This is a genomic window from Chryseobacterium ginsengisoli (assembly GCF_039542325.1).
GTDB lineage: Bacteria > Bacteroidota > Bacteroidia > Flavobacteriales > Weeksellaceae > Chryseobacterium > Chryseobacterium ginsengisoli.
This window is the reverse complement of the sequence record NZ_BAABHX010000006.1, coordinates 95741-113795: the sequence shown is the minus strand read 5'-3', so window position 1 is coordinate 113795 and position 18055 is coordinate 95741. Positions and strand designations below refer to the sequence as shown.

The following is an 18055-nucleotide window of genomic DNA, read 5'->3' as shown; positions in this document are numbered from 1 at the left end:
TGATTGTTTCGATAAAAAATTCACTAACTTTGAACCTCAATTTGAGAAATAAATGGAGAATTTAGTTCAAGATACAACCGTTCAAAAACCAAAATGGATTCGTGTAAAACTTCCTACAGGTAAGAATTACAGAGAATTAAGAACTTTGGTTGATAAATATAAATTAAATACAATCTGCCAAAGCGGAAGCTGCCCAAACATGGGAGAATGTTGGGGAGAAGGTACAGCAACTTTCATGATTTTAGGAAATATCTGTACCAGAAGTTGCGGATTTTGCGGAGTAAAAACCGGAAAACCACTTGACGTAAACTGGGATGAACCTGAAAAAGTAGCCCGTTCAATTAAATTAATGAAAATCAAACACGCTGTTTTGACTTCTGTTGATCGTGATGATTTGAAAGATATGGGCTCAATTCTTTGGGGTGAAACTGTGAATGCTGTAAGAAGAATTTCTCCCGGAACAACAATGGAAACTCTGATTCCTGATTTTCAAGGATTAACAAAACACCTTGACAGATTAGTTGATGTAGCACCGGAAGTGATCTCTCACAACATGGAAACAGTAAAACGTCTGACAAGAGAAGTGAGAATTCAGGCAAAATACGAAAGAAGTCTTGAAGTATTAAGATATTTAAAAGAGGCAGGGCAAAATCGTACAAAAACTGGATTAATGCTTGGTTTAGGTGAAGAAAAGCATGAAGTTTTCCAAACGATTGAAGACATCAGAAATGCCAATGTTGATGTTATTACAATGGGGCAGTATTTGCAGCCGACGAAAAAACATCTTCCTGTTAAAAAATTCATTACACCAGAAGAGTTTGATGAGTTCGGAGATTTTGCAAGAAGTTTAGGATTCAGACATGTTGAAAGTTCGCCTTTGGTGAGAAGTTCTTATCACGCTGAAAAACATATTCATTAAAACATATAAATCGCTTCAAATTTTTGGAGCGATTTTTTTATGGTCATTGCGAGGAGCGAAGCGACGAAGCAATCTCCATTATTAAAACATCGAGTTTATCATTCCGTAGGAATCTAATATTCGTTTTGATTCCTACGGAATGACAACTGAACGGTAAGTTTCATTGCTGAGTGAAACGCCTTTGCGAACGAAAATATACAGCATAATTTAAAATAAATCTTTGCGTTTATTGCGCTAAAAAAATAGATTCTTCCTTCGTCAGAATAACAAAGAAGTGTTGAAAAAACTATTCAACTTTACTCAAATGCTTTTTCTTAAATGCAGAAGGCGTTTCACCAATATATTTTTTAAATAATTTATTAAAATAAGAAAGGCTTTCAAAACCCACCTGAAAACAAACATCTGTTATGCAGGAATTTTGCAGAAGCAGCAATTTAGCCTGATTGATTCTGTAATTGTTCACAAAATCGGTGAACGTCATATTCGTTTGTTTTTTGAAGTAGCGACAAAAAGCAGGAGTACTTAGATTCACATTTTCAGCAATAATATTTACATTCGGATTTTTATCATAATTTTCGTGAATATAATCGTAAATAGTTCCCATTCGGATCTTGTCGTTTAAAAACCACTTAATTCTTGTGTCCTCATCATTAAGTTCTTTCACTTCATTTGAATTGGCTAGAATTTGCAAAATTTCAATTAAGCCGATAAAAGAACTAAAAGAATTTTCATCTTTAATCCGATGAAGTTTTTCAACCACCATTTTTTTAGTTTCTCCTGAAAATGATAAACCAAGATAAGAACGTTCCAACAATTTTTTAATAGTATCAAATTCAGGAATTGGAAAAATAAGTTCATGAAGAAAATTTTCACGCATTTGCAGCACCAATTGTTTGCATTCTGTCTGAATCCGATAATCGAAATTAAGATGCGGAACATTTGAACCAATCAGCAGCAGGTCACTTTCTTTAAAATCAGAAATATTTTTCCCGACATGGCGGATTCCGTTTGAAGCTTCTACGTAAACGAGCTCTATTTCAGGATGATAATGCCAGAAAAAACAGTTTTTTAATGATGGCGAAAACAGCTTGAAAGATTTACCTTCGTCGAACTGGATTATTTCTTTCTGAATCTTCATTAGGTTCTCATTTGATTAATAATTAATTTAAATTTAATTAAAAAGGTTAATACAGAGCAAATTTATATCATTTCTGTTAAAGTATAAATGATTATTTCTATCGAATTTTGCACTTTCAAAAGATGGAATTAATTATTCTATTCAAATAAACAATCAAAGGAACTAAAAATGAAGATAGATAAAAGAATAATACCGTTGGCAATAGGCGGTTTGGGAATCGGAACAACCGAATTTACGATTATGGGATTGCTTCCTGATATTGCAAGAAGTTTACAGATCAGCATTCCCGAAGCGGGACATTTGATTTCAGCTTATGCTTTTGGAGTTGTCGTTGGAGCTCCACTTTTAATAGGATATTCGGTAAAATTTCCGCCTAAAAAAGTTTTAATGGCGTTAATGATCATTTTTACATTATTCAATGCTTTGTCTGCAATAGCACCGGATTATAACACAATGCTGATTATTCGTTTCCTTTCCGGGCTTCCTCACGGAGCATTTTTCGGAGTGGGAACTGTTGTAGCGACGAGAATGGCGGCAAAAGGGAAAGAAGCATTTTATATTTCATTAATGTTTACGGGACTTACTGTTGCTAATCTTGCAATGGTTCCGTTAGTAACTTACATTGGACATACTTTCCACTGGCGATGGTATTTTGCGATTGTCGGAGTAATCGGATTGCTTGCCTTATTGTTTCTGAAACTTTGGCTTCCGATGCTGGATGCAAATAAAGATACACATTTCATGGAAGAGCTGAAATTCCTTAAGAAAAAACAAGCTTGGCTGGTTTTAATGATTACAGCAATCGGTTTTGGAGGGCTTTTCACATGGTTTAGTTATATAACTCCTTTAATGACAGTTGTTTCGGGAATTAAAGAAAGTCAGATGGCTTATGTAATGATTCTTGCAGGAGCCGGAATGGTCGTAGGAAATCTTGTCGGAGGATATTTATCAGACAGATTAAGTCCTGAAAAGACTTGTGTTTTATTACTTTTTTTAATGATGATTTCTTTGGCGGGAGTATTTTTCCTTTCAGAATATCAAAACATTTCATTGGCTTTAACGTTTATTTGTGGAGCATTGTCGATGTCTGTTGCAGCGCCTATCAACATTATGATGATGAAAGCTGCGCCAAAAAGTGAAATGATGGCTGCGGCATTCATGCAGGCTGCTTTTAATTGTGCCAATGCAATGGGAGCATTTTTGGGAGGAATTCCTCTGGAAAAAGGATATACATTTAATTATCCGTCTTTGGTAGGAGTAGGAATGACACTTATCGGCTTAGTTATCGCCTTCAGATACAAACAATTATACAGTTCGCAAAAAACAGACGAAAAAGAAATTGCTTCGGAATGTATTTCTTGTGATCAATAAAAATAAAGGCTGATTCAATTAGAATCAGCCTTTTTCTTAATTTCTTCTAAGTTTAGAACTTGAATACACAGCCGCAAACGCTCATTTGACCTTCTACAACTGTTGTCCATTGTCCGTTCCAAGTACCTCCGTAGGAAGCGCAGATTGCCGGACAGATTGCTTTAGCATCTTCGTCGCTCCAGATAGGACCGGCTAAAACGTCTAAAGTGTACTCATTGTTTCCTGTTGGTTGAGTGTTTAATTCAACTTCGATTACACTCATTTCACCCTCAACAATAGTAGACCATTGTCCTGTGAATTTTCCTAAGTGTGCTGCTGCGATACGCGGAGCTAATTTTTGTGCCTCGTCATTGCTCCAAAGTGGTCCCGCAATGATGTTAATTTTGAATGTTGACATGATTTTTAGTTTTTGTTTGTTTAACATTACAAATGTAGTCACACAAAAGGGAAATAATTACAGTATATTGTACTAAATTGATAATTAAGTGTTTATACTTAATTGATTGATGTTTAGGTAAATAAAAAGACTGTCTTAAAAAAGACAGCCTCACTCGTTTGTTTTTATAATAAGCATTACGCTTCTACTTCATTCCCGTTTTTGCACCAGTAAAGTGCATTATACAGGTTTTCTTTTGGAAAAGATTTAAATTCTCCCGGCATCAGAACACTGAAAATATCAGTGAAATTCTGTACTCCTTCCTTATCCGTCACAATGGCGGTTCTGTTCCAATTTGTTAAATTTTTTAATCCTAAAAGTACATCCTGAAACCATGCTCCCATTGTAAAATTATCCAGATCTGTGTCTAGATAAAGCAAATAATTCAATTCATGAAATTCATTTACTTTTTCTTTTACGTGTGGAAATACAAGATTTTCAAAATCTTCTTTCGTCACTTCGCCCGTTGCACTGAAAGCCGCAACATTCTCCGGAGCTTCTGGAATAATCGTTATCATATATTGAATATTTTGTGGTTTGGTTTTAGGTTGATAACAAAAATTAAACCATTATTTAATTTTTAATGAATGAAAGGCGCAATTCTTGTTTATTTTGAGAAAAATATTACTATGGATCTTAAATCTAATGAACCTTTTTGGCTTTTAAAAAACGGTCTTATCGAATCTTATCCATCCTTGAAATCAAATGAAGAATGCGATGTTTTAATTATCGGAGGTGGGATTACAGGAAGTTTAATTGCTCATCAGATGGTAACAGAAGGCTATAAAACTATTCTTATTGATAAACGTGAAATTTGTAACGGTAGTACTTCAGCGACAACTTCTATGCTTCAATATGAAATTGATACTCCTCTTTTTGAATTGATCGACCAAATTGGTGAAAAAGGAGCTGTTGAAAGTTATAAAGCATGCTCCGATTCAATTAATAAGATTGAAAAGCTTTCAAAAGAAATCAAATCAACTTCAGGTTTTAAGAGAAAAAAATCATTGTATTATGCTTCGAAAAAGAAAGATGTCGAATGGTTGAAGAAAGAATTCAAAGCAAGAAAAGATGCAGGATTCGATGTAAAATGGTTGGAATCAGATGAAATTGTAGAACAATTCGGTTTTGAAAATACTTTTGGCGGAATTTTGTCAAAACAGGGAGCAAGTATTGATGCATTTAAATTTTCACATGAATTATTTAAGTTAAATGTAAAAGAAGGTTTACAAATTTTCGATAAAACCGAAATGACAAAGGTCGAATATTTCAAAGGATATAATTTAATTACTGTCGATTCCGGATTTCAAATCAAGGCTAAAAAAATTATCTATTGTATCGGATATGAAAGTAAAAATTTAATCAAAGAAAACTTTGTTAATTTAAAAAGTACTTACGCCATTGTTTCTGAGATTGATCACGATAAATTTAAAAATATTACCAACACTTTGGTCTGGAACACCGATGAACCTTACATGTATATGCGTACAACCGACGATGCGAGATTGCTAATTGGTGGAGGAGACGAAGATTTTTATGATGCCAAAAAGCGTGATTCACTTTTACATAAAAAGGAAAAAGAAATTCTGAAAACGTTGAAAAAAATTAAGCCTGATTATCATTTCTATACAGATTTTGTTTGGGCAGGAACTTTCGGGGAAACGAAAGACGGACTTCCTTATATTGGCGAGCATAAAAATTTTAAAAATTCTTATTTCGTTTTGGGTTTTGGAGGAAACGGAATTACTTTCTCTGTGACGGGAATGGAAATGGCTTCCGATTTTATGAAAGGTAAAAAACATCTGCTTTCGAGATATTTTAAGTTTGGAAGATAGAGCAAATATTAGTGAAGTTTCAGGGTTTCGGCGGCGAAGCCGCCGAAACCCTGAAACTGAGGAGGCGTTATTTCCATATGGAAATAACGCCTCACAACTATTAAAAAGGTTTTCTTGGTTATAATTTTTAATAGACATCACATTTAGATATAAAAATTGGTGACTTCAAAAATTTTAGCCACCAATACAATTTCTAACAATTACGAAGTGTATCCGTTTTTCTTAGCAAGTTCGATCACAGATTTTTCAATAGCTTTTCCAAGATCATCAGAATCTGAACTTCCGCGTTTTTTCATTTCTGTATCAATGAAATCCTGACGTTTTTTCGACAATTCTTCAATTTCTTTCTGGATTTTATCTCGATCAGCAGATTTTTGAGTAACAATTTTCTGAATTTCCGTTTTGCTTTTTCCTTTTAATTCAGAAGGCAATTCTTCTTGTCTAATGTTTGAAATATAGCCCTGATCTTTCTCAGCTTTGTCGACCAAATCCCAATGATCATTTTTATAAGCATTTTTCTTAGACTTTGCGACAGTTCTTTCAACAGCATTGGAAACAGACTGTACTTTCGCGTTTTTATCCTGAGCAATTTGCTTATTTTTATATTCAGAACCATGACTTCCGTAATAAATGTAAGTGTCATTCAATTTTGCATTACATTCGGAAATTCTTACGTCATAAGGCGTTTCAATATAAATTACTTTTCTGTCGCTGTCGATATTGAAGTATTTTCCATCTCCCAACGAAGCTCCGTTTTGCCAGAAAGTTTGGATTCCTTCATTTCTGTCGCCACAGAAAATCGTATTGGTATAAATATTCTTCTTTTTTGCACCAGAAATCACTTCTCTATAATTAATTTTTCCCTGATCAAAAGGTTCATTTCCTGCGATATAGATTAGCTTCATGCTTTTATCATTTCCGTCCCAGTTCAGATTCATGAAAGCGTCTCGAATTACCGCTCCACAATATTCACTTCCGCCGTTGGTTCTCAAAGCAAATAATTTTTCTGAAATTAAATCCAGATCCTGAGTAAGTGGCGCAACCTGGCGGATGTAATTTTCATCTTTCAGTCCATCATTTCCGTACTCATACAAGGCAATTTCTACTTGTGGAGCTTTCCCGTTGTATTTTAAAGTAGTCAACGTATTTACGATATTCCAAAGTCTGGATTTTGCCTGATCGATCAATCCGTCCATGCTGTTTGAAGTATCTAGAAGCAAGGCAACCTGAATTTTATTTTCTTTAATTGATGATCTTGAAGGTTCATTCTGAACAATATTTCTTCTGATTAAAGGCTTACCGTGATTAATTGGACCTTGAGCATTAAAAAAAGTCATTGCTCCCAATGTTAATGCTAAAATTTTAATAGTTGTCATGATTTTTGTGTTTTAAAGGATTTCGTATTTTGTTTTGATGCTGTATTTAAGCTTGATGTTTTCGATATTATCGAATGAATAATCTACGTTCGAATCGGCAGCTTCAAGCTGAACATTTGCTACTTTACTTCTGTAAGCCATCGGAACGATCATATCACTTGTATAATCTTCGATTTCTGTGATTTCAAGAGGGGTCCCGACTTTTTTACCAATGCTTTCCAACAGATAATCTGCTTTTTCTTTTGCGGCTCTTAATGCATTGATTTTAACGGTTTTTCTGAAGTCAGCGATTTTAGTATTCTTAATTTCTGCAATGTTGATATTGTTTACCCACTTTTGATTAAGTCCTTCAAACAAATTGCTCATATCCGTTTTCTTGCTCACCTTAAACTGAAAACTTTTCGTAAAAATTTTAGTTTTAGAGTAAATATTTTGGTACATCGATTTGAATTTGATGTCTTCGTTCTTCACTCCGTTGTTTTTCAATGTTTCAAACAGTAGTTTTTCGTTGTCGGCAAGCTGGTTTTTATTATCGCCTTTTATTCCGACATTGAAAATAATTTCATCCGGTTCCACTTCCATTTCAGCAACTCCCGTTACTTCGATTGAATTTTTCTTGATTTCCTGTGCATTGATCAGACTTCCAAATATTAATAGTCCCATCAATAAAAAATGTCTCAATTTCATAATTTCCTTTTTTTAATTTTAAACTTCTAGAGTAAAATTACTAAGATTTAAAACTGAAAATCGGGAGACTTGGTGAAATGGAACTTTGACTTGGTGAAACACTTTAAAATAAAAAAACAGTTCAAAAAGAACTGTTTATCTGTTAGTCAAAATAATTGATTTTCCGCCTCGGGTGACGAGTTTTTTCACTTCGGAAAAAAGCTTTGTTCTTATAATAAGTTCATCTTCGTTTTCTGAAATATTATAAGTGTTTGAAGTGAAAAGCGCATCGTTAATATAATGCTCAAATAATTTGGTAGAATCGGATTTATTGACAGAATAAAAATCAACTTTATAATTACCGATTCCCGTTTGATAATATTTGTAAATGATTTTTTCGTTGAGATCACTCGAAATGATTTTGGTTTCAATAAAATCGCTTTGTTCAAGAAACGAACAGCTGTTCAGAAATAAAACAGACAAGAATAAAAAGTAAAAATGTTTTTTCATAGTTATGGTGTGTTTACAAATTTAATCAATGCTAATCTGTTGATTGTTAACTGAATTTCAATTAATATTAAGGTTTTGTGAGAAGATTTAAATTTTTAACTTCTCCATTGGGAGTAACCAAAATATAATTGTTGGTTTCTTTAGCTTCATTCTTCTTTTCTTTCTCTCGATTAATCGTAAGTTTTATCTCGTACATTACCTGAATTACAGGCTCATGAATCACGGGATTAATTACAAAGTCAAATTCTTTATCTAAAACTGGTTGATAATATGATGTTGTTGCTTTATTGACTTGATTTACATTTGCGATCTTATTCAATGCCAATGAAGAACTGTTATAAGCTTCGTAAGATTTATACATTTCTGTGGGAAGGGTAATTCTGTATCCGTCACTGATATTTTTTGTTGCCGCAGTAAAACTTTCTCCTAATATTGTTTCGAAATTTTTCACTTTTTCCTGTAATGCCACTTTTGCTTTATTCATAAGTTCTTTCCTTATATTTTCGATGGTACTGGAAAAATAATCTACGCGTACAAGATCATAGATTTCATTTTTAGATAAAATCGAGATGAAATCATTAAGCTGAGACGGGTTGGTAAACTTAATATGTAAATTTTTCTTAAGCTCAAAACCGGCTGGAAGTTCATTGTATGTTTTTTTACTGAAAAGTTTTTTCTCAACATTGTATTGATAAACAGGCACAAAAGAAATCATATCAACATAAGTTTCGACAGCTTTATTGAGTTTTATCTGGACCAAAGAAGTATTAATACGTTTATCCATTAGTTCATTCACTTCCTCTGCACTTTCGCCTATTTGTGTAATACTGAAAATAGCAACGTATTGGTCTGATTTTACATTGGCTAATCCTTTTACACTGATGACGTTTTCGTTGAGAACAGGGGTTGCAATACTAATATTATTATCAGCGTATTGAGTCTGATTTCTGTAATTAATATTTCCTGAAACCTGTGAAAACGAAAGTTGAAAAAATAAAACAGAAGCCAATAATGTAATGTCTTTCATGATAGTTAAATTTGAATTATGGGACAAACTTAGCCTCATAATCGCGGTAGGAAAAGGTAAACTTGGTGAGCGATGAATTTCACTTGGTGAATAGTTGTTGGGCAAATTATATATATGTATATCTTTGTTTTATGAAAATGTTTCGCTTTTTTACGATCCTGTTAGTAATGATTTTTGGGAATAATGTATATTCTCAGGCAGTAAATACTGCATCAGAAGTTCAGGCTCAAAGTAAAAAATTACAGAAAGCGGTTGACAACAAAGATGAGAGTGCACAAGCTGATTCCTATTACAATATCGGTGAAACATTTTTCAATGACGGAAATTTTCAGAAAGGCGAAGAATATTACACGAAAGCAAAAAATATCTACGAGAAATTAAATGATAAATCCAATATCGAAAAAGCGAGTAGAAAATTAGCTCAATCTCAGGAAAAACAGAACAAAATTACTCCGGCAATCAGTAATTACAGCAGAGCGGCAGAAGTCGGGTATTCCAGAAATAAAATGGTTAATTCTAACGACGTTACAAGGCTTTCTACCAATTCTGCGGAAATGAAAGCAGAAGCGATTCAGAATAATATTCAGATTAACGAAAAAGAAAATGACAAAGGCGATTTGGCGGCAAGTTACAGCCAGATGGCGGATGTTAATATCCAACAGAAAGACATCCCAAAAGCAGAAAAAAATTTGAATGACGCCTATAAAATTTCCAAAAAAGAAGCACCTCAACAAGCATTGGAAATCAATAAAAAACTCACCAATTTCTATGTTGAAAATAAAAATTTTGACAAAGCGATTGAAGCTCAGAAAAAGGTATTGAAGGAAGATTTTGTCGAAGATAATTCTCAGGAAAAAGTTAATCAGATTCAGGAGTTAGCGGATATTTATATTAAAAAAAATGATGTTGAAGAAGCGATTAATTTATTAAAAAAATCCTACGGAATTGCTCTTGATAAAGGTCATACACTGGAAGCTCAAAAGAGCGTTAAAAAATTAGACAGCCTTTATAATGTTTCCAAAAATACAGATGCATCTGTTCAGTTATACAGAGATTTTCTTGGAAAATTGCCCGATTTGGTTTCAAAGGACAGAAGTCTGGTTGATAACAAAATTCTGGAAGATACAGAGCAGAGAATTGCTCAATTAGAGCAGGAAAAAAAGTTAAAAGATGAATTAATACGCAAGAAGAATGTTTTTAATTACAGCTTAATCGGAGCTTTGATTGTATTAATCGGATTAATAATTTTCATTTTCCGAACCTTGAAAAAAGTTCAGATCAAGAATAAAAAAATTGCCTTGCAATCGCTTCGTCGTGAGATGAATCCGCATTTTATTTTTAACAGCTTAAATTCTGTCAATCATTTTATTGCAACGAATAATGAACTGGAAGCCAATCAATATTTAACCAAGTTTTCAAAATTAATGCGAGGCGTGATGGAAAATTCTACGGAAGATTTTATTCCGTTTCAGCAGGAACTGGATTTGCTTCAGAATTATTTAGCATTAGAAAAAACACGTTTTACAGATAAATTTGATTATGAAATTGATGTCGATGAAAGCTTAAATACACAAAGTTTGAAAGTTCCGGGAATGTTGGTACAGCCATTTCTCGAAAACGCAATCTGGCACGGACTTCGTTACAGAACGACGAAAGGATTTTTGAAATTAAGCTTTGGAAAAGACAATCAACACCTGAAAATTACGATTGAAGACAATGGAATCGGAATTGAGGAAAGCAAAAAATTAAAGACTGAACATCAAAAGAACAGAGAAGGTCGCGGAATGAAAAATACGCTGGAAAGAATTACTCTTTTGAATGATTTGTACCATCAGGAAATTCAATGTAAAATCACTGATAAGAAAGATATGCAGGGCGTTTTCGTTGAAATAAATTATAAATTGGTGAATAAATGATTCGTCAATTTTTAATTCTCCTTCACTGCAACCTAAAATCTACCATCTAAAAACTAAAAAGTATGAAAATCACATCCGTAATCGTCGACGATGAAACCATTGCAAGAGATGTTTTGAGAAATTACATCACAAAATACTGTCCACAAATTGAGATTTTGGGTGAAGCGGAAAATATCAAACAAGCCGTTCCTTTGATCGCAGAAACACGACCAAAATTGGTTTTTTTGGATGTTGAAATGCCTTTCGGAAATGCTTTTGATGTGTTGGAAGCGACGAAAGAATTTTCTTATGAAACGATTTTCATTACGGCATTTTCACAGTATTCTTTACAGGCGTTAAATAAATCGGCAAGTTATTATATTTTAAAACCAATTGATATTCAGGAGCTTATTTTGGCTGTAAATAAAGTGGCAGAAAGCATTGAAAAAAAAGAAGAACTCAACCGAAACAAAATTCTCCTTGAAAATTTAAAATTAAAACCCGAAAAGCAACAATTAATTCTTCCAACCCTACAAGGTTTCGATGTCGTGAAAACCGAAGATATTGTTCGTCTTCAGGCAGATGGAAATTTCACGCAGGTTTATCTTACGGACGGTTCAAAAAAAATGGTCTGCAGGTTTTTAAAACATTTCGATGATTTGCTGGAAACACCTTTTGTAAGAGTTCACCGTTCACATATCATCAACACAAGTTTTGTAAAATCTTATCATAAAAGCGGAACCGCAACACTTTCCGATAACACTGAAATCGAAGTTTCCGGAAGTTTCAAAGATAATTTCTTAAAGGTTTTTTCATAAATTTTAAATCATCACTAATAATTTTAAGGCACTATTTTTGAACTTTTCATAATACCACAAAAAATATTCTATTATGAAAACGTTTCAAAAAATTGCAATTCCTGTTTCTTTAGGTGTTTTGGGATTACTCATTTTCAATTCCTGTTCGGTTGGAATTCCGAAAGGAGCAACGGCAGTTCAAAATTTTAATGCAGAAAAATATCTCGGAAAATGGTATGAAATTGCCCGTTTCGATTACAAATTCGAAAAAGATATAGACAATGTAACTGCAACCTACTCACAAAATCCAAACGGAACAATTCGCGTTGATAATAAAGGTTATAATTACGTCAAAAAAGAATGGAAAGAATCCATCGGTGAAGCAAAATTTGTGAATGAAAAGACAGAAGCTCGTTTAAAAGTTTCATTTTTCAAACCGATATGGGCGGGATATAATGTTGTTGATATCGACGAAGATTATCAATATGCTCTTGTGGTCGGAAACAGCTTAAAATATCTTTGGATTTTATCCCGAACAAAAGAAATTCCTGAAAGTATTCGTCAGCGTTTTTTAGAAAAAGCAAAGAAAATTGGCTACAATACGGATGAATTAATTTGGGTGAAGCATAATTAAGTCATTGCGAGGAACGAAGCAATCTTTTATTCATTTTTGAATTTAAATAATTGGAGATTGCTTCGTTCCTCGCAATGACAAACTGTATATTTTAATTCAAATTTTTATATTCCTTCCACTCTTCAAAACGATAATCAATCATTTGCTTCATCATATCATAATTTTCGTAAGTGTCTTCGATATGATAAAAAGTCTCATATTCATAATCATTTTCTTCGGCTTTAGTATCAAAAAGATTCACGTAATCGTCAGCAAATGAACTGAATCTGTTTCCGAAATCGGTGTCATCTTTATAATAATCTTTTGCGAAAGCATTTCCCAAATCATTAAGGTCATGTTCGGCAAATTTTCCATCCAAAGCATCCATCACAAATTCTGCACCTGTGATTTCTCTTCTTTTTAATTTTTCAATTTCTTCTGTGGCATCTTCTTTCAGTCCTTCGGAGATTAAATCATTATTAATACACCAATTCAGGAACATTCCGGTGTGTGTTGCTCCGTTTTTTTCAGGAAGTCCTTCGGGAAAATCTCCTCCATAATGCCATGAAGCATCGTCATATTTAGACATATTTTTAATTATAGTTTTAAACAATTTCTGTCAAAAATAGAAAAAATCAATTTATATTGTCCGTCATGCAGAATTTCCCGTCATTTGTAAAAGAATTTTTTCGAAAATAAAATATGGAAAATGCTGTTCTGATTACTATTGGTGACGAAATCCTTTCTGGAAATACGGTTGATACCAATTCAAATTTCATTGCTACCGAACTTAAAAACATTGGAATTAAAGTTTCACAAATCTTTACGATCTCAGATGAAATTGATACCATCAAAAAAACGATTCAATCTGCCTTTGAAGTTGGAAATCTCATTATCACAACGGGTGGTTTAGGACCAACAAGAGATGATAAAACAAAAAAAGCAATTGCCGAATTCTTTAATGACGAAATTGCTTTGGATGAGGTTACTTTTGATCATCTTAAAAACTACATGGAAAAACGCGGACGTCTGGAAATCCTGGAAAGAAACCGTGAACAGGCTTTTGTACCTACAAAATCTAAAGTTTTTCAGAATCATTTCGGAACGGCGCCTTGTATGATGATGGAGCAGGACGGGAAATTATTATTTAGCCTTCCAGGAGTCCCTTATGAAGTAAAACCGTTGATAAAAGATCAGATTGTTCCGTATTTGCAGGAAAAATTTAGTTTACATTATATTTCTACAAGAATCGTTTCCGTGGTCGGAATTCCTGAGAGTATTTTGGCAGATATGATCGAAGATTGGGAACTGGCTTTACCTAAAAATTTAGCATTATCGTATCTTCCGGTCGGAACTCGTGTAAAGTTGAGATTGACGGCAACCGGAGAAAATGAAACCATTTTGCAACAGCAATTAGAAGAAGAAATTCAAAAATTGCTGCCTTTAATTAAAGATAATGTCATTGCAACTTCCGAAGATAAAATTGAAAAAATTCTAGCCGAAATTTTAACGGAAAGGAAACTGACAATCTCAACAGCAGAAAGCTGTACAGGCGGAGAATTGGCAAAAATGATCACTTCGGTTTCCGGAAGTTCAAAATATTTTCTCGGCGGAATGATTGCTTATGCAACGGAGAAAAAGATCGATATTTTAAAAGTAAAAAAAGAAACTGTAGAAGAATTTACAGTTGTAAGCGAACAGGTCGCTTCTGAAATGGCAAAAGGCTGTCAGAAATTATTTAATACTAATATTTCTTTGTCAACGACTGGAGTTGCAGGTCCCGGAAAAGGAGAGGATGGGAAAGATGTAGGAACGGTTTTTTATACAATTAGAGTTGATGAGAAAGAAGTCACGTCAAAATTATACATGCCTCATTTGGAAAGACTGGATTTTATGAATTTTGTTTCACAGAAGATTATTCAGGATTTGGTGGGGATTCTTATTAATAATTAAATGTTACTTGTGATTTTAATATTTTTTTAATTAAATCTAAAGTACTTTTTCACGCTTTTTGTAATCCATTCAAAAAATATTATAATCGTGGAAAACTCAAAACAGATTTTTCAGACAGACAACAAAAAACGTTGGAGAAACGTACAGTGGGGAAGTCGTATTTTTATCTTCGTTGCCGTATTGCTTTTTCTGGCTTTAGGTCTGATGATGAAACTGGATAAAAGTCCGAAAATTCCTTTTAAGGAAGACTATAAAGCCGTTATTACAGCAAATAAACCCTATCTTCAGGAAAACAAAATCTCTAAAGAATACAAAGGTTTCCGAAACTTTATTTCCGAGAAAACAATTCACACAAGTCTTGCTAAAATTGAAAAAGCGAGAGCAGAAAGACTTAAAAATCAAAACAGAAACTGGGCACAATTTCCGGGAGGAATCCGTTCTGCATTTTATGTTGCGTGGGATCCGCAGTCTTTGATGTCTTTGAAAAGAAATATTAAACATATCAATCTGGTTTTTCCAGAATGGTTTTTTCTTGATCCTAAAACCGGAGATCTGAAAACCAACGTCGATCCGGAAGGTTATAAAGTCATTAAAAGAACAGGTGTTGCAGCAATGCCGATTTTGAGTAATAATTTTCAACAGGAATTTCATTCTGAAGGATTGGGAAAAGTATTGAAAGATCCTAAGAAAAGAACGCAGCTTATTCAAAAATTAACGCAACAATGCCAAAAACTTCATTTCAAAGGAATCAATATCGACTTTGAGGATATGAATCTCGATTCTGATGAACCGTTGCTTGCTTTCATGAAAGAACTTTCCGAGACTTTCAAACAAAATCAATTGCTGGTTTCGATGGATATTATGACCGATAATGACGATTATAATGTTCAGAAACTGAATCCTTATGTTGATTATTTTGTGTTGATGGCTTATGATGAATATTCTGCGGACAGCGATGCAGGACCTGTTTCATCCCAAAAATGGATCGAAGCACAAACAGATAAAATTTTAGAAAAAACCACTCCCAATAAGATCATTTTAGGATTGGGAGCTTACGGTTACGATTGGAGTACCAACAAAGACAATAATACTTCTGTGACGTATATGCAGGCGATTACGAAAGCGAGTGCAAGTAAAGCGGTGATTAATTTTGATGATAATACTTTTAATTTAAATTATTCATACACAGATTCAAAAAAAAATACGCACACTGTATTTTTCAATGATGCAGCGTCTATTTTTAATACGATGCGTTTTTCTTCGGAATATCCTTTGGCAGGAACGGCGCTCTGGAGATTGGGAAGTGAAGACAGCCGTGTGTGGAATTTTTATGATAAAGATTTGACTTTTGCAGGATTATCAAAATTAAACTTAAAAAGTCTTGAAAATGTTAAAGGTCAGACCATGGTCGATTATATTGGGGATGGTGAAGTTTTGGATGTCTTAAATACACCACACGACGGAAAAATTGCTCTTGAAATTGATCCGAAAGAAAAGATCATTACAGATGAAAATTACGTAACGTATCCAAGTTCTTATGAAGTAAAAAAATATGGTGAAGCGCCTCAAAAAGAATTAGTTTTAACTTTTGATGACGGTCCGGATGAAACCTATACTCCTCAAGTTTTGGATGTTCTTTCAAAATATCATGTTCCGGCAGCTTTCTTTTTGGTTGGATTAAATGCGGAGAGAAATCTTCCTTTAGTTAAAAGGATTTACCGTGAAGGTCACGAAATTGGAAATCATACATTTACCCATGAAAATGTGGCAAAAGTAAGTCCGCAAAGAGCTTTACTTGAAATGAAACTCACAAGATTGTTGATCGAATGTATTACTGGGCACAGTACAATTTTGTTCAGAGCGCCTTACAATGCTGATTCTGAACCGACAACTTCCGAAGAAATAATTCCGGTAGCTTTGGCGAGACAGCAAAATTATCTGGATATCGGTGAAAGCATTGACCCTGAAGACTGGCAACCGGGAATAAAAGCCGATGAGATCGTAAAACGCGTAATGGCAGGAATAAAAGCCGAAAGAGGAAATATCATTCTTCTTCATGACGCAGGTGGGGAAACGAGAGAAGAAACTATTAAAGCGCTTAAAATTTTGATTCCGACTTTACAAAAACAAGGGTATCATTTTACAAACTTAGCAAGCATTCTTCATAAAAATAAAAATGAACTGATGCCGGAAGTTCCGAAAACGAGATCATATTATGTGATGCAGCTTAATTTGGTTTTGGCAACGGTTATCTATGGAATCAGTCATTTTCTGGTGGCACTTTTTACGATTTTTATTGGATTGGGATTGATAAGATTAATCATCATGCTGTATTGGGCTTTTAAAGAAAGAAAAAAAGAGAAAAAGCTGGAAAATTTCCCTATTCTTGAGTCTTATCCGAAAGTTTCGATTATTGTTCCTGCATATAATGAAGAAGTGAATATTATTTCTTCCTTACATAATTTATTAAAACAGATTTATCCGAATTTCGATGTGATTTTGGTCGATGACGGAAGTAAGGATTCAACCTATGAAAAAGCAAAAGCAGAGTTTCCAAATCATCCTAAGTTGAAAATTTTCACAAAGAAAAACGGCGGAAAAGCAACCGCTTTAAATTTCGGAATTTCTCAAACCGATGCAGAATATGTAGTCTGTATTGATGCCGATACAAAACTGGAGCAAAATGCTGTAAAATACTTAATTGCAAGATTTTTAAACTCAAATTCAGAAGAAAAAATCGCAGCCGTTGCAGGAAATGTAAAAGTTGGAAATACGGTAAACTGGCTAACAAAATGGCAGTCTATTGAATATACAACCAGTCAGAATTTTGATCGATTGGCTTATGCAAATATCAATGCGATTACGGTAATTCCGGGAGCAATTGGTGCTTTCAAAAAATCTGTAATTGATGAGGTTGGAGGATATTCTTCCGATACTTTGGCAGAAGATTGCGATATTACGGTGAAAATTTTAAGATCAGGATATACTGTTGCTAATGAAAACAGAGCTGTTGCCATAACCGAAGCTCCGGAAAGTGTAAAACAGTTTTTAAAACAACGTTTCAGATGGACTTACGGAATCATGCAGATGTTCTGGAAACAAAGACAGACTTTCCTTAATCCAAAATATAAAGGTTTGGGACTTTGGGCTATGCCGAATATTTTGTTATTCCAATATATCATTCCGTTTTTCTCACCTTTGGCTGATGTTATTATGTTTTTCGGGATTTTATCTGGAAACGGCGAGAAAATATTTAGTTATTATTTATTATTTCTTTTAGTGGATGCTTCTTTAGCTTTAATAGCATTTATCATGCAGAAAGAAAAATTAGTGAATATTCTGTACGTGATTCCACAAAGATTTGGCTACAGATGGTTGATGTACATTGTATTGTTCAGAAGCTTAAGAAAGGCTCTGAAAGGCGAAATGCAGTCTTGGGGATTCTTAAAAAGAACCGGAAATGTAAAAGAAATTGCAACTTCTTAATATTTAATTAAATTTGTTTTCATAAAAAAGTAA

Annotated in this window: 16 protein-coding genes; 8 read left to right on the top strand and 8 right to left on the bottom strand. The window is 33.7% G+C overall.

Features of this window, described 5'->3' with window-relative positions; all coding sequences use genetic code 11:
• Nucleotides 1-52: 52 nt before the first annotated feature.
• Nucleotides 53-919 (top strand): lipoyl synthase, encoded by an 867-nt coding sequence (gene lipA, locus ABD940_RS17180; RefSeq protein ID WP_345206738.1) that lies wholly within the window; start codon nt 53-55, stop codon nt 917-919.
• A 286-nt stretch (nt 920-1205) separates the two neighbouring features.
• On the opposite strand, the gene ABD940_RS17175 is transcribed toward lipA, so the two are convergent.
• Nucleotides 1206-2057, bottom strand: coding sequence for an AraC family transcriptional regulator (locus tag ABD940_RS17175; RefSeq protein ID WP_345206736.1), 852 nt, complete (start codon nt 2055-2057; stop codon nt 1206-1208).
• A 168-nt stretch (nt 2058-2225) separates the two neighbouring features.
• Here ABD940_RS17175 and ABD940_RS17170 point away from each other — a divergent pair, with 168 nt between their 5' ends.
• On the top strand, nt 2226-3428 hold the full coding sequence (locus tag ABD940_RS17170) for an MFS transporter (RefSeq protein ID WP_345206734.1): 1203 nt from the start codon (nt 2226-2228) through the stop codon (nt 3426-3428).
• 52 nt (nt 3429-3480) lie between these two features.
• Here the strand turns inward: ABD940_RS17170 and ABD940_RS17165 are convergent, their stop codons facing one another.
• Both ABD940_RS17165 and ABD940_RS17160 read right to left on the bottom strand, forming a co-directional pair.
• A complete protein-coding gene (locus ABD940_RS17165; protein WP_345206732.1) occupies nt 3481-3825 on the bottom strand; it encodes a mannan-binding protein in 345 nt (114 codons plus the stop codon).
• Nucleotides 3826-4001: 176 nt separating this feature from the next.
• Entirely contained in the window at nt 4002-4382 is a 381-nt protein-coding gene (locus ABD940_RS17160) for a SpoIIAA family protein (protein ID WP_345206730.1), read from the bottom strand.
• Between the two features lie 69 nt (nt 4383-4451).
• Between ABD940_RS17160 and ABD940_RS17155 the strand changes: the two genes are divergently transcribed.
• On the top strand, nt 4452-5699 hold the full coding sequence (locus ABD940_RS17155) for an NAD(P)/FAD-dependent oxidoreductase (protein ID WP_345206728.1): 1248 nt from the start codon (nt 4452-4454) through the stop codon (nt 5697-5699).
• A gap of 200 nt (nt 5700-5899) precedes the next feature.
• Here ABD940_RS17155 and ABD940_RS17150 read toward each other — a convergent pair whose 3' ends face one another.
• The 4 genes from ABD940_RS17150 to ABD940_RS17135 form a co-directional block, all read right to left on the bottom strand.
• Nucleotides 5900-7075 (bottom strand): vWA domain-containing protein, encoded by a 1176-nt coding sequence (locus ABD940_RS17150; RefSeq protein WP_345206726.1) that lies wholly within the window; start codon nt 7073-7075, stop codon nt 5900-5902.
• Nucleotides 7076-7087: 12 nt separating this feature from the next.
• Nucleotides 7088-7762 carry an SIMPL domain-containing protein gene (locus ABD940_RS17145; RefSeq protein ID WP_345206724.1) on the bottom strand — a complete coding sequence of 225 codons (675 nt, stop codon included), beginning with the start codon at nt 7760-7762 and terminating at the stop codon, nt 7088-7090.
• Nucleotides 7763-7897: 135 nt separating this feature from the next.
• Nucleotides 7898-8251 (bottom strand): hypothetical protein, encoded by a 354-nt coding sequence (locus ABD940_RS17140; RefSeq protein WP_345206722.1) that lies wholly within the window; start codon nt 8249-8251, stop codon nt 7898-7900.
• A 67-nt stretch (nt 8252-8318) separates the two neighbouring features.
• A complete protein-coding gene (locus tag ABD940_RS17135; protein ID WP_345206720.1) occupies nt 8319-9278 on the bottom strand; it encodes an SIMPL domain-containing protein in 960 nt (319 codons plus the stop codon).
• Nucleotides 9279-9409: 131 nt separating this feature from the next.
• Between ABD940_RS17135 and ABD940_RS17130 the strand changes: the two genes are divergently transcribed.
• The 3 genes from ABD940_RS17130 (at nt 9410) to ABD940_RS17120 (ending at nt 12604) form a co-directional block, all read left to right on the top strand.
• Nucleotides 9410-11194 (top strand): tetratricopeptide repeat-containing sensor histidine kinase, encoded by a 1785-nt coding sequence (locus ABD940_RS17130; protein ID WP_345206718.1) that lies wholly within the window; start codon nt 9410-9412, stop codon nt 11192-11194.
• Between the two features lie 62 nt (nt 11195-11256).
• Nucleotides 11257-11991 carry a LytR/AlgR family response regulator transcription factor gene (locus ABD940_RS17125; protein ID WP_345206716.1) on the top strand — a complete coding sequence of 245 codons (735 nt, stop codon included), beginning with the start codon at nt 11257-11259 and terminating at the stop codon, nt 11989-11991.
• A gap of 73 nt (nt 11992-12064) precedes the next feature.
• Nucleotides 12065-12604: a lipocalin family protein gene (locus tag ABD940_RS17120; RefSeq protein WP_345206714.1), complete on the top strand. Its 540-nt coding sequence runs from the start codon at nt 12065-12067 to the stop codon at nt 12602-12604.
• Between the two features lie 91 nt (nt 12605-12695).
• Here ABD940_RS17120 and ABD940_RS17115 read toward each other — a convergent pair whose 3' ends face one another.
• Entirely contained in the window at nt 12696-13172 is a 477-nt protein-coding gene (locus ABD940_RS17115; protein WP_345206712.1) for a DUF7832 domain-containing protein, read from the bottom strand.
• Nucleotides 13173-13285: 113 nt separating this feature from the next.
• Between ABD940_RS17115 and ABD940_RS17110 the strand changes: the two genes are divergently transcribed.
• Both ABD940_RS17110 and ABD940_RS17105 read left to right on the top strand, forming a co-directional pair.
• Nucleotides 13286-14536: a CinA family nicotinamide mononucleotide deamidase-related protein gene (locus ABD940_RS17110; protein WP_345206710.1), complete on the top strand. Its 1251-nt coding sequence runs from the start codon at nt 13286-13288 to the stop codon at nt 14534-14536.
• An 87-nt stretch (nt 14537-14623) separates the two neighbouring features.
• Nucleotides 14624-18022: a trifunctional glycoside hydrolase family 18/polysaccharide deacetylase/glycosyltransferase family 2 protein gene (locus tag ABD940_RS17105; RefSeq protein WP_345206708.1), complete on the top strand. Its 3399-nt coding sequence runs from the start codon at nt 14624-14626 to the stop codon at nt 18020-18022.
• The last annotated feature ends 33 nt before the right edge of the window (nt 18023-18055 follow it).

Coding starts and splice junctions, on each gene's coding strand:
- lipA (WP_345206738.1), top strand. CDS start 53: ATGGAGAATTTAGTTCAAGATACAACCGTTCAAAAACCAAAATGGATT.
- ABD940_RS17175 (WP_345206736.1), bottom strand. CDS start 2,057: ATGAAGATTCAGAAAGAAATAATCCAGTTCGACGAAGGTAAATCTTTC.
- ABD940_RS17170 (WP_345206734.1), top strand. CDS start 2,226: ATGAAGATAGATAAAAGAATAATACCGTTGGCAATAGGCGGTTTGGGA.
- ABD940_RS17165 (WP_345206732.1), bottom strand. CDS start 3,825: ATGTCAACATTCAAAATTAACATCATTGCGGGACCACTTTGGAGCAAT.
- ABD940_RS17160 (WP_345206730.1), bottom strand. CDS start 4,382: ATGATAACGATTATTCCAGAAGCTCCGGAGAATGTTGCGGCTTTCAGT.
- ABD940_RS17155 (WP_345206728.1), top strand. CDS start 4,452: ATGAAAGGCGCAATTCTTGTTTATTTTGAGAAAAATATTACTATGGAT.
- ABD940_RS17150 (WP_345206726.1), bottom strand. CDS start 7,075: ATGACAACTATTAAAATTTTAGCATTAACATTGGGAGCAATGACTTTT.
- ABD940_RS17145 (WP_345206724.1), bottom strand. CDS start 7,762: ATGAAATTGAGACATTTTTTATTGATGGGACTATTAATATTTGGAAGT.
- ABD940_RS17140 (WP_345206722.1), bottom strand. CDS start 8,251: ATGAAAAAACATTTTTACTTTTTATTCTTGTCTGTTTTATTTCTGAAC.
- ABD940_RS17135 (WP_345206720.1), bottom strand. CDS start 9,278: ATGAAAGACATTACATTATTGGCTTCTGTTTTATTTTTTCAACTTTCG.
- ABD940_RS17130 (WP_345206718.1), top strand. CDS start 9,410: ATGAAAATGTTTCGCTTTTTTACGATCCTGTTAGTAATGATTTTTGGG.
- ABD940_RS17125 (WP_345206716.1), top strand. CDS start 11,257: ATGAAAATCACATCCGTAATCGTCGACGATGAAACCATTGCAAGAGAT.
- ABD940_RS17120 (WP_345206714.1), top strand. CDS start 12,065: ATGAAAACGTTTCAAAAAATTGCAATTCCTGTTTCTTTAGGTGTTTTG.
- ABD940_RS17115 (WP_345206712.1), bottom strand. CDS start 13,172: ATGTCTAAATATGACGATGCTTCATGGCATTATGGAGGAGATTTTCCC.
- ABD940_RS17110 (WP_345206710.1), top strand. CDS start 13,286: ATGGAAAATGCTGTTCTGATTACTATTGGTGACGAAATCCTTTCTGGA.